This window comes from Mycobacterium colombiense, assembly GCF_001672755.1.
GTDB lineage: Bacteria > Actinomycetota > Actinomycetes > Mycobacteriales > Mycobacteriaceae > Mycobacterium > Mycobacterium colombiense_C.
Window position 1 is genome coordinate 39,728 of the sequence record NZ_LZKI01000006.1, and the last position, 13,248, is coordinate 52,975.

Below are 13,248 nucleotides of genomic sequence, written 5' to 3' on the forward strand. Positions count from 1 at the left end.
TCTTCGCGCCCACCTATCCCGCCCTGCGGCCGAACGGCCGTCGCGGCGGTAGCTGCACGCCGAACCGCTTGGCCAGCCGGTAGCCGGTCAGCGCCAGGTCCCGGATGTCCTCGGGCCGCAGCCCCGACTGCAACGCGGTGTCCAGCATGCCCGCCATCCGATGGTCGGGCGCACAGCGCAGCGCCTCCTGCAGCGAAACCCCGGCGAGCGGGCCGTCGCCGCGGGCGTACGCGCTGAATGCGATCAGCACCAGCGCCTCGACCCGCCACGGCGGCGGCAGCGTGCGCGCCAGCAGCGCCCACAACGACTCGACCTCGCCGGCGCTCTCGCCGACCGCGAGGGCATACAGGATGTCGCGCACCTGCGCATCGGCCAGCGCACAGCCCAGCGTCGCCATCTCGCTGTCGGACAGCGGTTCCCCGGCCGCGACCCGAGCGGCGGCGGCCATCGCCGTCTCCACGTCGCCGCGGGTGCAGCGAACCGGATGCGCGCGATACGCCGCCCGTCGCCGGGCGGCCTGCTGCCGGACCGCGTCGGCCAGCGCGGCGGTGCGTGCCGGGTCGTCGGGCGCGATGACCGCCTGCAGGTCGGCACGCCGCGGATACAGCCGCCTGCCATCCAGCACCGCCGCGGCGGCCAGCGGGGAGGCCGCGGGATCGTCGACCGCGCCGCTCGACCCGCAACCCTCGGCGCAGTGCCAGCGGCCGCCGAGGGCCACCTGGTCGACCACGTGTGTGGCCCACAGCTCAATGTGGTGCTGCGACAAGGCTTCTGCGAGCGCCGCCGCCAGCTGCCGATATTCCTCGTTGCAGCTGGGACAGTAGGCCCCGTCCGCGTCGACGATCACCGCGATCACGGCTTCGGGGGCCGCCGCGGCGGCGACCTCCGCCAGGTGCTCCACCCCGTCGGCAAGTTCCTCGGAGAGGTCGACGCGCATCACCGAGCCGAGTTCCCCGTCGCCCAAAGACACTAATACCAATGAATTTTCGGGAACGAAGCCGAGAACGGCCGGCAGCGCGGCGATGAGTGCACCGGGGCGGGAAAGTTCGAAGTCTTCTCGAGGCGTCGTCATGAGCACCAACGCTGACGGCCGCCACCGTCAACCGGTGCGCGCGTGCCCGGGTGCGGCGGCGGACCTGTGGATGAACCCAGCACTGTGCGTTGTGCTGCCTTACTGTTTAAGCCATGAGTTCGGCGCAAGAGTACGACATGGTGGTCATCGGGTCCGGGCCCGGCGGGCAAAAGGCCGCCATCGCGTCGGCCAAGCTCGGTAAGTCGGTCGCCGTCGTCGAGCGCGGCCAGATGCTCGGCGGCGTGTGCGTCCAGACCGGCACCATTCCGTCAAAGACGTTGCGCGAGGCAGTCCTCTATCTCACCGGGATGAGCCAGCGCGAACTCTACGGCGCGAGCTACCGCGTGAAGGAGAAGATCACCCCGGCCGACCTGCTGGCCCGGACCCAGCACGTGATCGGCAAGGAAGTCGACGTGGTCCGCAACCAGCTGATGCGCAACCGCATCGACCTGCTGATCGGCCACGGGCGTTTCGTCGATGCACACACCATCGAGGTCGAGGACCCTTCGCGGCACGAAAAGATAACCATCACAGGCAAATACGTCGTCATCGCCACCGGCACCCGGCCGGCCCGGCCCTCCGGCGTGGAGTTCGACGAGCACCGGGTACTCGACTCCGACGGGATCCTCGACCTCAAGTCGCTGCCCACCTCGATGGTGGTGGTCGGCGCCGGTGTCATCGGCATCGAGTACGCCTCGATGTTCGCCGCGCTGGGCACCAAGGTCACCGTCGTGGAGAAGCGCGACGACATGCTCGACTTCTGTGACCCCGAAGTCGTCGAGGCACTGAAGTTCCACCTGCGCGATCTGGCGGTGACGTTCCGGTTCGGTGAGGAGGTGACCGCGGTCGACGTCGGCTCGGCGGGCACCGTCACCACCCTGGCCAGCGGCAAGCAGATCCCCGCCGAGACGGTGATGTACTCGGCCGGGCGGCAAGGCCAGACCGATCACCTCGACCTGCACAACGCCGAGCTGGAAGCCGACAACCGCGGGCGGATCTTCGTCGACGACAACTTCCAGACCAAGGTGCCCCACATCTACGCCGTCGGCGACGTGATCGGTTTCCCCGCGCTGGCCGCGACGTCGATGGAGCAGGGACGGCTGGCCGCCTACCACGCGTTCGGGGAAGCGAGCGACGGCATCACCGAGCTGCAGCCGATCGGCATCTACTCCATCCCCGAGGTCTCCTACGTCGGCGCCACCGAGGTGGAGCTGACGAAGAACGCGGTGCCCTACGAGGTCGGCGTGGCCAGGTACCGCGAGCTGGCCCGCGGCCAGATCGCCGGCGACTCCTACGGGATGCTCAAACTGCTGGTGTCCACCGAGGACCTCAAGGTGCTCGGCGTGCACATCTTCGGCACCAGCGCCACCGAGATGGTGCACATCGGGCAGGCCGTGATGGGCTGCGGCGGCACGGTGGAGTACCTGGTGGACGCGGTGTTCAACTACCCCACGTTCTCCGAGGCCTACAAGGTGGCGGCGCTGGACGTGATGAACAAAGTCCGGGCGCTCAACCAGTTCCGCCGCTAACCCGATGGTGCCGACCTAACAGGCGTCTGAGAGGTCGTTCGGGACCGGATCGCCGGGCCCACCGACCTCGGCGCGATGCAGCAGCTCCGCCGTCTGCGCGTCGAACGGCGCCGAATACGACATGTTCGCCGCGCAGCCGCCCCGCTCGAGACCGCCGATCAGCCCGATCAGCGTCGTGCCGCTGACCCAGGGCGCACCGCTGGTGCCGTCCACCAGGCCCTCGCAGGCCAACGCGGGGAACCCGGTGTCGGTGACGGACGTGCTGGCCTGACACCCGATGGGCGAGCCACCCACGCCCGCCGGATAGCCGAGCACGGTGACGCGGCTGCCCGGCGGGGGCGTCACACCCAGCGTCAGCGCCAGGCCGACCCGGGACTCGACGGGAGCACCGGCCTCGTTGCTGACCCGCGCGATCGCGTAGTCGGCGTGCGGGTCCTTGCTGGCCATCCAGCGTGGATCGAGGTAGACCGCATCGGCCTTCCACACGTCGGCGGGACCGGGTGCGGCGTCCCCGGCGAAACCGGGGACGAAGGTGATCAGCGAAGCGCCGGCCAGGCAGTGCGCGGCGGTGATGATCAGGTTGCCGCCCGTCGAATGCACCACCGAGCCGGTGCAGACGTGCAGCGGGCCACCGTCGATGAAGATCGCCCCGATGCGCCGATCCGGCTCGACCGGGCCCGCGACGGCCTTCTGCTCGGGCTGGCTGAGCCGCTGGACCGGGCCGCCGACGCGCGGGGCGGACACCGGCGCACCCGACGCATGCTGGACCGGAGGACGACAGGCCGTCAGCGACGTAGCCACCCCCACCACCAAGCAGAGCATCAGGATCCGAATGCGCATCGTCTTCATCATGCCTGACCGGTGGTCGACTAGCCGACTTCCATACACTGCGGTGCGCCACGGGGTTTGCTGGCGCGCGCCGCCGGCCCCCGCGGCGTCGTTCGCGGATTACGCCTGGGGATTATCGCGTTTCAGCTCACAGCGTGACTGCGAAGTTCGCTGATAGATGTTGGTGCCGCCTGATTCAGGGGACACTTGGTAGGGCACCCTGGAGAGACCTCGAGAGGAGGCGATCGCAGATGGCTCACCACCGAGACCCAGGTGATCAGTACCAGCCAGGGCAGGCTGGGATGTACGAGCTCGAGCTGCCGGCACCGCAGTTGTCGACGTCCGACGGCCGCGGTCCCGTGCTGGTGCACGCCTTAGAGGGCTTTTCCGACGCCGGTCATGCCATCAAGCTGGCGGCCGCGCACCTGAAGGCGGTGCTGGACACCGAGCTGGTCGCGTCCTTCGCGATCGACGAATTGCTGGACTACCGCTCACGGCGGCCGCTGATGACGTTCAAGACCGACCACTTCACCCACTACGAGGATCCCGAGCTGAGCCTCTACGCGATGCGCGACACGATCGGCACGCCGTTCCTGTTGCTGGCCGGCATGGAACCGGACCTCAAGTGGGAGCGCTTCATCACCGCCGTTCGGCTGCTTGCCGAGCGCCTCAACGTGCGCCAGACCATCGGCCTCGGCACGGTTCCGATGGCGGTCCCCCACACCCGGCCGACAACCATGACCGCACACTCCAACAACCCGGAGCTGATCGCCAACTTCCAGCCGTGGATCTCGGAGATCCAGGTTCCCGGCAGCGCGTCCAACCTGCTGGAGTACCGGATGGGCCAGCACGGTCACGAGGTCATCGGCTACACCGTGCACGTCCCGCACTACCTCACCCAGACCGATTACCCGGCCGCCGCGCAGGCGTTGCTCGAGCAGGTCGCCAAGACGACGTCGCTGGAGCTGCCGCTGACGGCGTTGGCCGAAGCGGCCGAGGTGATTCGGGCAAAGATCGACGAGCAGGTGGAAGCGAGCGCGGAGGTCGCTCAAGTGGTGGCCGCGCTGGAGCGCCAGTACGATGCCTTCATCGACGCTCAGGAGAACAGATCGTTACTGGCTCGCGACGAGGATCTGCCTAGCGGCGACGAGTTGGGCGCAGAGTTCGAGCGATTTCTGGCCCAGCAGGCGGAGAAGAAGTTCGACGACGACGACAAGGCCTGACCCGCTGAGCACGACGCCCCAGCCAGGCCGCCCTTTGCCCGGCCCGACAGCAAGGTTGGCGATATGACCGAGCGGAAGCGCAAGAGCACGCTCCGCCCGGTGCGTGAAGTGACCGCACCCAAACTCGAGTTCCGCACCATCCACGGCTACAAGCGGGCCTACCGCATCGCCGGCTCCGGTCCGGCGATTCTGCTGATTCACGGCATCGGCGACAACTCCACCACGTGGAATGCCGTGCAGGCCAAGCTCGCCCAGCGGTTCACGGTGATCGCCCCGGATCTGCTGGGCCACGGACAATCCGACAAGCCGCGCGCCGACTACTCGATTGCGGCGTACGCAAACGGGATGCGTGACCTGCTCAGCGTGCTGGACATCGAGCGGGCCACCATCATCGGTCACTCGCTCGGCGGCGGCGTGGCCATGCAATTCGCCTACCAATTCCCGCATTTGGTGGAACGGCTGATCCTGGTCGGCGCCGGCGGCGTCACCAAGGACGTCAACTTCGTGCTGCGCTGGGCCTCGCTGCCGATGGGCAGCGAGGCGATCGCCCTGCTGCGGTTGCCGCTGGTGCTGCCGGCGGTTCAGGCCATGGGACGCGTCCTGGGCCTGGCGTTCGGCAGCACCGGACTGGGCCACGACCTGCCCAACGTGTTGCGAATCCTCGACGACCTGCCCGAGCCGACGGCCTCCGCGGCGTTCAGCAGGACGCTGCGGGCGGTGGTGGATTGGCGTGGGCAGATTGTCACCATGCTCGACCGGTGTTATTTGACCGAAGCCATTCCGGTGCAGATCGTCTGGGGCACAAAGGATGTGGTGGTTCCGGTCCGGCATGCGTGGATGGCGCATGCGGCGATGCCGGGCTCGCGGCTGGAGATCTTCGAAGGCTCCGGACACTTCCCCTTCCACGACGACCCGGCGCGGTTCATCGACGTCGTCGAGCGCTTCATCGATTCCACCGCCCCCGCCGAATACGACCAGGCGAGCCTTCGCGGCCTGCTTCGCACCGGCGGCGGCGAGCGGGCCGTCTCGGGTCCTGCGCCCACTCGCGTCGCGGTGCTGAACGCCATGGGGTCCGACGAGCGCAGCGCCACCTGATCACCTTGATCGATTTGGCCGGATGCCGCGTCGTACAGTCGGGCCATGGGGATCGACGTGACGGTGCTGCGGGTGTTCACCGATTCGGACGGCAATTTCGGTAACCCGCTGGGTGTGGTGGACGCCGGCCAGGTCGAGGCCGCGGCCCGGCAGCGGCTGGCAGCCCAATTGGGCTACAGCGAGACCGTTTTCGTCGGCCTTCCGGCTCCCGGCTCCGCCACCGCGCACGCCACCATCTACACGCCGCGAACCGAACTGCCGTTCGCCGGGCACCCGACCGTCGGCGCGACGTGGTGGCTGCGCGAGAACGGTTCGCCGATCAACACGCTGCAGGTGCCGGCCGGGATCGTGCAGGTGGGTTACGACGAACACCGCGCCGGCATCAACGCCCGCGCGGACTGGGCGCCCGAATTCGCACTGCACGAATTCGCTTCGGCCGATGAGGTTCTCGCCGCCGACCCGTCGGACTATCCCGACGACACAGCGCACTACCTGTGGGCCTGGACCGACCGTGCGGCCGGGTCGTTGCGGTCGCGCATGTTCGCCGCCAACCTCGGTGTGGTCGAGGACGAGGCGACCGGTTCGGCGGCGATGCGGATCACCGATTACCTGAGCCAGAGCCTGCGGATCACCCAGGGCAAGGGCTCCGTCATCGACACGACGTGGAGCGCCGAAGGCTGGGTCGGGGTGGCCGGGCGGGTCGTCAATGACGGTGTGAGACACCTGGACTGAGGGCGGCCGAGGTCCCCGTTCAGCGCTGCCGGTGCAGCACCGCGGCGAGGTGGTCCTGCAACGGTTGCCCGACCGCACCCATCTGCACCGTGTAGGAGAACTCGTCCCCGTCGATGCGGAAGGAACGCCCAAGCGCCGTCACCTCTTTCGCGCTGGGAGTGAGCCCGACCGTCGTCGTCGACATCTGCATTTCGATGAGGTCGCCGGTGACCGAATAGGTGCCGACCTCGATTTCGGTGATTCCGCTGGGATGCGCCAGCACCAGTTCGACGTGACCCGGTTGGGGCACGCGGAGATAACCGGTTTCGGCGTGCAACGGCTTGCCGTCGGCAACCGCCTTGGTTTTCTGGCCGTAGGCCAGAAACGGCTTACCGACGTGGGCGAACACCACTTCTTCGAGATAGTCGAAGGGCGGGATCGTCGGGTACTTACCCGAGCCCCGCCCGGCCCAGGTCCCCAGGAGCGGGGCCAGCGCCGCAAGATCGGGATGCAAGTCAGGGGGCATGAAGCGAGCCTAGGCCGGGACGGCTCGTCGGGTTCCGTCAGCCCGGCGTCGCCACTCCGCGATGATCGCGCAAAGCCTGGATCTCGCGCTCGAAATCGTCCGCGGACTCGAACGACCGATACACGGAGGCGAACCGCAAGTAGGCCACCTCGTCGAGGTCGCGCAGCGGCCCGAGGATGGCGAGGCCGACCTCGTGGCTGGGAATCTCGGGCGAGCCCGCGGCGCGCACCGTGTCTTCGACCTGCTGGGCCAGCAGATTCAGCGCATCGTCGTCGACCTGGCGCCCCTGGCAGGCCCGGCGGACGCCGCTGATGACCTTCTCCCTGCTGAACGCTTCGGTGACGCCGCTGCGCTTGACCACCGCCAGGACCGCGGTCTCCACGGTGGTGAAACGTCGTCCGCACTCGGGACAGGATCGGCGGCGCCGGATGGCCTGCCCCTCATCGGTTTCGCGCGAGTCGATCACCCGGGAGTCGGGATGGCGGCAGAACGGACAGTGCATGACCGCTCCTTCATCGCGCCGACAGGGTACCGCTGGACTTTGAGCGTACCCGCGCGCTGACCTGCGCGGCTAATGGAGCGACCGGGCGTACCAACTCACCGCCGGCCGCCGGCGACGGCCGATCCAGAGCCGTGCTGGCACAACGGTTGTCAGCCGACTGGAGCGATCAGGGTCTGGCCCGCCATCAGGTTGGGCGAGTGCAGATCGTTGAGTTCTCGGATCCGGTCGGCGACCTGGGTGGTCGGCGCGTCGGGCGCCACCCGGTGTGCGAAGTCCTGCAGCGACTCCCCCGCATCGACACGCACGACGGCGAGTCGGTCGGGAACGTGGGCCGCGGAGTTCGTGGCGTCGCCGTTGAGCACCTGACCGACGTTCGCGACGAGACCCAGCCACAGCGTGATCGCCCCGGCGGCCAGCGCCAACCCGATGGTGGAGGCCCAGGTGGTGACGCGCCTGCGGTGCGGAGCGACCGACATCGCCACCCCGGTGCCGTAGTAGCGCGTCGCCGCTCCCGCCGGCCGCGACGGTGCGGGCCTGCGGGACCTGGCCAGGCCGTCCCGCCCGTAGCGAGCCCCTTGCGCGGGTCCGTTGATCGGGCGCCGAAGACCGCTGGTACGCGGCGCAGGCGTATGGATCACTGTCATCTTCGTTCCTCCGGTCAACTAGCTCTCGCTCGTGTGTTCGACTGTAATCGCTTGTATGTTCGAAACCCGAACATTTGAGCGAAGCGTGTCGCACGAGCAAACGCTAGATCACACCACCGACAAGTTCGTCGGCCTCTACCACTGTCACGAGGCACAAATACCCGATCTTTCGAAGAGTTACACATTTGTGATTCCCCCGACTTTCGGCCTTTTTCGCGGGCGATCCGGACGGCACGACACGCCACTCGAACACATGTTTGATTCTTGTTCGCGGTGCGGCTACATTCAGTGCCATGGGCGACAGCAACGACATCTCATCGGCCGGCCCCGAGGGTCGGTTGCACTCCGTGGACTCCTCGCTGACCGAACGGCAGCGCACCATTCTGAATGTCATCCGCGCCTCGGTCACCAGCCGCGGCTACCCGCCGAGCATCCGGGAGATCGGCGACGCCGTCGGTCTGACGTCGACGTCATCGGTGGCGCACCAGCTGCGCACCCTGGAGCGCAAGGGATACCTGCGCCGCGACCCCAACCGCCCGCGGGCCGTCGATGTCCGCGGGGCCGACGACGATGTGACGGTGCCCGCCACCGAGGTGGCCGGCTCGGACGCCCTGCCGGAGCCCACGTTCGTCCCGGTGCTCGGGCGCATCGCGGCCGGCGGACCCATCCTCGCCGAAGAGGCCGTCGAGGACGTCTTTCCCCTGCCCCGCGAATTGGTCGGTGAGGGAACGCTTTTCCTGCTCAAGGTGGTCGGCGACTCGATGGTCGAGGCCGCGATCTGCGACGGCGACTGGGTGGTGGTCCGCCAGCAGAACGTCGCCGAAAACGGCGACATCGTCGCGGCGATGCTGGACGGCGAGGCCACCGTCAAGACGTTCAAACGCGCCGGCGGTCAGGTCTGGCTGATGCCGCACAACCCGGCGTTCGACCCCATCCCCGGCAACGACGCGAGCGTGCTGGGCAAGGTGGTCACGGTCATCCGCAAGGTCTGACCCAGACAGCGGGCCGGGTCAGTCGGCCCGAGTGAATCCGTTGGCCTGGGCGACTTCCTCGCTCGACAACCAGATTTCGGCGAGCGTGTCCTTATACAGGTCGCTGCCCGGCGTGTAGTACAGGCCGTAGCGCGCGCTCGCCTTGATCGGGTATCCATCTGGCGCCTGGTACGGGTCGTCGAGCGGCAGGTGGATCGTGGGTCGGCCGTCCGGGCCCGCCAGGCCGTTCTCCGAGGCGTCCTCGGCGTCCGCGGCGGCGTGCCGACCGCTTCGTCCCGTGGTCCCGGCCGCGACCGCGCCCGCGACCACGGGCTCGGCTGCGTCCGCCCCCGCCGGGGTGTCCGCCGCGGGCTCGGCTGCCGGCTCGACATCGGGCTCCGGCGCCGCGAGCTCGGCGTATTCGTCCTCGGGTTCGGCGGCTTCCAGGGCGCCGGTCACGGCGTCGCTGTCCGGCGGGGTGTGCGGAACGGCGACGTCGGGATATTCGTCCTCCGCCGGATACACCTCCTCTGCGTAGCCGGCGTCGAGGTCCTCGGCGTCGACGTAGGCGGCGTCGTCCGCCGTCTCGGGTTCGGCGACGTCGGGAACGGCATCGGTGTAGTCGGTGTAGTCGGCTCCGGCGTCGGAATACTCTGCCTCCGACAGCATCTCCTCGGAGACCACCGGGATGGAATCGGTGTCGACGGCGTCGGGGTCATCGTCGGCGAACCCGTACTCGCTTTCGGCGGGGACCTGACGTTGCCAGCTGACCCGCCCGGCGTCGGGTTCGGGTTCAGGTTGGTGCGGCGCGCTGAGGGCGAACGACTGGGCGTCGTGGTCGGATTCGTCATGTCCCCAGCGTTCGTCGGCGTCATAGCCGAAGTCGCCGCGTTGATCGGGCGCGTAGCCCGCGGCGTCCTCGTGCCCGGGCCGGCGCCGGCGCCGGGCAAACAGCATCCACACCAGCAGCACGAGCAACGCCAGCACCGGGATGGCGACCATCAGCCACCACCAGTGCCAGGTGAACTTCTTCGGGTGCGCCGGCATGGCCGAATTGCTCGGCTGGTTCTGGCCGGACACCTGCAGGCCGGACAGCAACGGCGCCAGGTTGGCCGGTTCCGTGCTGAACGTGTTCTTGGCGCGGTTCCACGAGATCTTGCCGCCGGTGAACTGCTGCGAAATCACGTCGCCGTTCACGGCCTGGTCGCCGACGGGTGCGCCGAGTTTGCCGGCGGGGGCGCGCAGCTTGTCCCACGCGGCCTTCATCGCCCCACGCACGACGAACGCGCCGCGGTCGGACGTCCAGAAGATGACCGGCTTGTCGGCCGCCGAGAACGTGACGATGCGGCTGGAAGGCCCTATGCCGCCGTCGGTTTCGTTGGTGGTGGGGAAACCCAGGTCGCTGCCGACCGGTCCGCCCAGCGACTCGTATTTGAACAGGATGTCGTTCTCGACGGCGTTCGCGCCGGTGGCCGGGGTGAAGAAGACCTTGCCACCGGCGAAGTTCTGGGCGATTCCGTCACCGCCGACGGGATATTGCCCGCCCTGCTTGGCGCCCAAGGGTCCCGTGGGTCCGCCGGCCGCGCGCCAGGCCGTGTTGATCGCCGCCGTGGGATCGATGGCTACCTGCAGGCCCTTCAACTGGTCGGCCAGCGCCGGGGGTTCGGTGGTGAACTGCTTTGTTTGCCGATTCCACGAGACCAGCCCGCCGCTGAACTTCTGCGAGGACACCTCGCCGTTGTAGGTCTCGTCACCGACCGGCACGCCGAGAACGCCACCCGAGCTGCCCAGCTTGTCCCAGGCGGTGTTCATGGCGCCGCGCACCACGAACGGGCCGTGCTCGGGCGTCCAGAAGATCACCGGCTTGTCGCTGGCCGCGAAGGTGATCACCCGGCTGTCCGGGCCGGACAGACCGGGCACTTCGTTGATGGCCGGGAAGCCCAGGTCGCTGCCGGCCGGCCCGCCGAGCTGCTCGTACTTGTCCAGCACAGGCCCGTAGGCGAATTTGGCCCCGGTGGCCGGGGTGAAGAACATCTTGCCGCCGTCGAAGTCCAGGACGAAACCGTCGCCGACGGGGTAGACGTCGCCCTTGCGGGCGCCCAGCGGCGAGGTGTCGCCGCCGGCCTTGTCCCATGCGGCCATCATCGCCGCCTCGGCGTCGCCTATCGGACTCGCTACCGCGGTGGGGGCCAGCAAGACGGCGGCCAGTGCTGTGGTCGTCATGCTGACCAGCGCGCTTCCGATCAGCTTGCGCATATGACCTCTCTGCACCTTCACCAAGCCTCCCAGCCGGCGGATATGGCTCTATCTGCGGCTATGCCCTTACCTGCATAACCGGCGAGCGGGCGGTCCTTGCGCGGAGAATGGACCCGCGCACGATCAGCCTTATCGCCGGGCTCGCATAACTTTGCTCCAGCCAACAAGAAATGCGAAGTCAAATCACGAATTTTACAAAAACGGATACCACACCGATGTCGAAATGATGCCTGCCCCTGGCCCGATCGCGACCCACTGCGGCAACATTCGCGCAGCCGTGCGGATAGCGCACCGAAAGGCGGCGGGAACGCGGGATCGAGTAACGCCGCCGGACTGCCGACTCGCACAGCGGAATTGCGTCGGACGCGGCGGCGCAGGGCGCAAGAGCCGTCGCCGGCACCGCGATCACGGGCCTGATTACGTGTGACTGCGCGGTCGCCACACCCGAAACACATGCGCCGACGGTATGTGAACCATCGAACCATTCACGTGCTCTCCCCGACGCGACGGACCAATCACGCGGATGGGTGTCGCTCACCGCCAATAGCGCAGCGCTGGTTGACCGGCCGAATGTTCGTCGCGCCTTTTCCGCGAGCGCGGCCGCTATCCAGCAAACGAAACGCTATACGCCGAGGCTGCGGCCGATGATTTCCTTCATGATCTCGGTCGTGCCGCCGTAGATGGTTTGCACCCGGGCATCCAGATAGGCGCGGGCAACGGGGTATTCGCGCATGTAGCCGTAACCGCCGTGCAGTTGCAGGCAGCGGTCGATCAGGTGCACCTGCTTTTCGGTGCAGTACCACTTCGCCATCGCGGCCTGTTCGGCGGTCAGCTTGTGATCCAGGTGCAGGCGGACGAACTCGTCGACCATCATGCGGACCACGGTCGCCTCCGTCGCCAGCTCGGCGAGCACGAAGCGGCTGTTCTGGAAGCTGCCGATCGGCTTCCCAAATGCCTTGCGCTCCTTGGTGTATTCCAGGGTCTGCTCCAGCACCTGCTCCATGGCCGCGGCCGCCATGATGGCGATCGAGATGCGTTCCTGCGGCAGGTTCTGCATGAGGTAGATGAACCCCATCCCCTCCTGACCCAGCAGGTTCTCGGCCGGCACCTTGACGTCGGTGAAGGACAGCTCGGCCGTGTCCTGGGCGTCCAGCCCGATCTTGTCCAGGTGGCGACCGCGCTCGAAGCCCTCCATGCCGCGCTCGACGGCGAGCAGCGAGAAGCCCTGCGCACCCTTTTCCGGGTCGGTCTGCGCGACCACGATCACCAGATCGGAGTTGATTCCGTTGGTGATGAACGTCTTTGAGCCGTTGAGCACGTAGTGGTCGCCCTGCTTGACCGCGCGGGTCTTGATGCCCTGCAGGTCGCTACCGGTGCCCGGCTCGGTCATCGCGATCGCCGTAATCAGCTCTCCGGTGCAGAATTTCGGTAGCCAGCGCTGCTTCTGCTCCTCGGTGGCCAGGGCCAGCAGGTACGGCGCGACGATGTCGTTGTGCAGGCCGAAACCGATGCCGCTGTAGCGTCCGGCGGTGGTCTCCTCGGTGATGATCGCGTTGTACCGGAAGTCCGGGTTGCCGCCGCCGCCGTACTCTTCGGGCACCGCCATGCCCAGGAAGCCTTGCTTGCCGGCCTCCAGCCACACACCGCGGTCGACGATCTTCGCCTTCTCCCACTCGTCGTGGTAGGGCGCGACGTGGCGCTCCAGGAAGCCCCGGTAGGACTCACGGAACAGGTCGTGCTCTGGCTCGAAAAGCGTGCGCTGGTATTTGATGGCGCTGCCCATTAAAAGACCTCCGGCGACTGGGGATTCTGCAGCCCAAGATATACCAACCGGACGGTTGGTCGGCAGCCGGCGGGGTCGCCCACCGTCACCTCGAGGGGGTCTGACGGG

12 protein-coding genes are annotated in these 13,248 nt (G+C 67.9%); 5 read left to right on the forward strand and 7 right to left on the reverse strand.

From position 1 onward, the window contains the following. Positions 1 to 13: 13 nt before the first annotated feature. A complete protein-coding gene (locus A5708_RS01025; RefSeq protein WP_065026839.1) occupies positions 14 to 1,072 on the reverse strand; it encodes a DUF4192 domain-containing protein in 1,059 nt (352 codons plus the stop codon). 113 nt (positions 1,073 to 1,185) lie between these two features. Here A5708_RS01025 and sthA point away from each other — a divergent pair, with 113 nt between their 5' ends. Beyond that, entirely contained in the window at positions 1,186 to 2,601 is a 1,416-nt protein-coding gene (sthA, locus tag A5708_RS01030; RefSeq protein WP_065026840.1) for a Si-specific NAD(P)(+) transhydrogenase, read from the forward strand. Positions 2,602 to 2,616: 15 nt separating this feature from the next. On the opposite strand, the gene A5708_RS01035 is transcribed toward sthA, so the two are convergent. After that, positions 2,617 to 3,453 (reverse strand): trypsin-like serine peptidase, encoded by an 837-nt coding sequence (locus tag A5708_RS01035; RefSeq protein WP_065026841.1) that lies wholly within the window; start codon positions 3,451 to 3,453, stop codon positions 2,617 to 2,619. Between the two features lie 227 nt (positions 3,454 to 3,680). Between A5708_RS01035 and A5708_RS01040 the strand changes: the two genes are divergently transcribed. The 3 genes from A5708_RS01040 (at position 3,681) to A5708_RS01050 (ending at position 6,479) form a co-directional block, all read left to right on the forward strand. Continuing rightward, complete coding sequence (locus A5708_RS01040) at positions 3,681 to 4,652, forward strand: proteasome assembly chaperone family protein (RefSeq protein ID WP_065026842.1); 972 nt, start codon at positions 3,681 to 3,683, stop codon at positions 4,650 to 4,652. A 63-nt stretch (positions 4,653 to 4,715) separates the two neighbouring features. Then, complete coding sequence (locus A5708_RS01045; protein ID WP_065026843.1) at positions 4,716 to 5,747, forward strand: alpha/beta fold hydrolase; 1,032 nt, start codon at positions 4,716 to 4,718, stop codon at positions 5,745 to 5,747. Between the two features lie 45 nt (positions 5,748 to 5,792). Further along, positions 5,793 to 6,479 (forward strand): PhzF family phenazine biosynthesis protein, encoded by a 687-nt coding sequence (locus A5708_RS01050; RefSeq protein WP_065026844.1) that lies wholly within the window; start codon positions 5,793 to 5,795, stop codon positions 6,477 to 6,479. A gap of 19 nt (positions 6,480 to 6,498) precedes the next feature. On the opposite strand, the gene A5708_RS01055 is transcribed toward A5708_RS01050, so the two are convergent. From A5708_RS01055 to A5708_RS01065, 3 genes are all read right to left on the reverse strand, one after another. Then, positions 6,499 to 6,984: a peroxynitrite isomerase gene (locus tag A5708_RS01055; RefSeq protein WP_065026845.1), complete on the reverse strand. Its 486-nt coding sequence runs from the start codon at positions 6,982 to 6,984 to the stop codon at positions 6,499 to 6,501. 37 nt (positions 6,985 to 7,021) lie between these two features. Then, complete coding sequence (gene nrdR, locus A5708_RS01060; protein WP_065026846.1) at positions 7,022 to 7,486, reverse strand: transcriptional regulator NrdR; 465 nt, start codon at positions 7,484 to 7,486, stop codon at positions 7,022 to 7,024. Positions 7,487 to 7,635: 149 nt separating this feature from the next. Continuing rightward, positions 7,636 to 8,130, reverse strand: coding sequence for a LysM peptidoglycan-binding domain-containing protein (locus tag A5708_RS01065; protein WP_065026847.1), 495 nt, complete (start codon positions 8,128 to 8,130; stop codon positions 7,636 to 7,638). A gap of 293 nt (positions 8,131 to 8,423) precedes the next feature. Here A5708_RS01065 and lexA point away from each other — a divergent pair, with 293 nt between their 5' ends. After that, on the forward strand, positions 8,424 to 9,122 hold the full coding sequence (lexA, locus tag A5708_RS01070; protein WP_065026848.1) for a transcriptional repressor LexA: 699 nt from the start codon (positions 8,424 to 8,426) through the stop codon (positions 9,120 to 9,122). An 18-nt stretch (positions 9,123 to 9,140) separates the two neighbouring features. On the opposite strand, the gene A5708_RS01075 is transcribed toward lexA, so the two are convergent. Next, positions 9,141 to 11,357 (reverse strand): LGFP repeat-containing protein, encoded by a 2,217-nt coding sequence (locus A5708_RS01075; protein WP_065026849.1) that lies wholly within the window; start codon positions 11,355 to 11,357, stop codon positions 9,141 to 9,143. A 622-nt stretch (positions 11,358 to 11,979) separates the two neighbouring features. Then, positions 11,980 to 13,140 (reverse strand): acyl-CoA dehydrogenase family protein, encoded by a 1,161-nt coding sequence (locus A5708_RS01080; protein WP_065026850.1) that lies wholly within the window; start codon positions 13,138 to 13,140, stop codon positions 11,980 to 11,982. Between the last annotated feature and the right edge of the window lie 108 nt (positions 13,141 to 13,248).

Bases quoted from the DNA above. Each gene is read 5' to 3' on its own strand.
- sthA (WP_065026840.1), top strand. From the start codon at position 1,186: ATGAGTTCGGCGCAAGAGTACGACATGGTGGTCATCGGGTCCGGGCCC.
- A5708_RS01065 (WP_065026847.1), bottom strand. From the start codon at position 8,130: ATGACAGTGATCCATACGCCTGCGCCGCGTACCAGCGGTCTTCGGCGC.
- lexA (WP_065026848.1), top strand. From the start codon at position 8,424: ATGGGCGACAGCAACGACATCTCATCGGCCGGCCCCGAGGGTCGGTTG.
- A5708_RS01045 (WP_065026843.1), top strand. From the start codon at position 4,716: ATGACCGAGCGGAAGCGCAAGAGCACGCTCCGCCCGGTGCGTGAAGTG.
- A5708_RS01055 (WP_065026845.1), bottom strand. From the start codon at position 6,984: ATGCCCCCTGACTTGCATCCCGATCTTGCGGCGCTGGCCCCGCTCCTG.
- A5708_RS01025 (WP_065026839.1), bottom strand. From the start codon at position 1,072: ATGACGACGCCTCGAGAAGACTTCGAACTTTCCCGCCCCGGTGCACTC.
- nrdR (WP_065026846.1), bottom strand. From the start codon at position 7,486: ATGCACTGTCCGTTCTGCCGCCATCCCGACTCCCGGGTGATCGACTCG.
- A5708_RS01040 (WP_065026842.1), top strand. From the start codon at position 3,681: ATGGCTCACCACCGAGACCCAGGTGATCAGTACCAGCCAGGGCAGGCT.
- A5708_RS01075 (WP_065026849.1), bottom strand. From the start codon at position 11,357: ATGCGCAAGCTGATCGGAAGCGCGCTGGTCAGCATGACGACCACAGCA.
- A5708_RS01050 (WP_065026844.1), top strand. From the start codon at position 5,793: ATGGGGATCGACGTGACGGTGCTGCGGGTGTTCACCGATTCGGACGGC.
- A5708_RS01035 (WP_065026841.1), bottom strand. From the start codon at position 3,453: ATGATGAAGACGATGCGCATTCGGATCCTGATGCTCTGCTTGGTGGTG.
- A5708_RS01080 (WP_065026850.1), bottom strand. From the start codon at position 13,140: ATGGGCAGCGCCATCAAATACCAGCGCACGCTTTTCGAGCCAGAGCAC.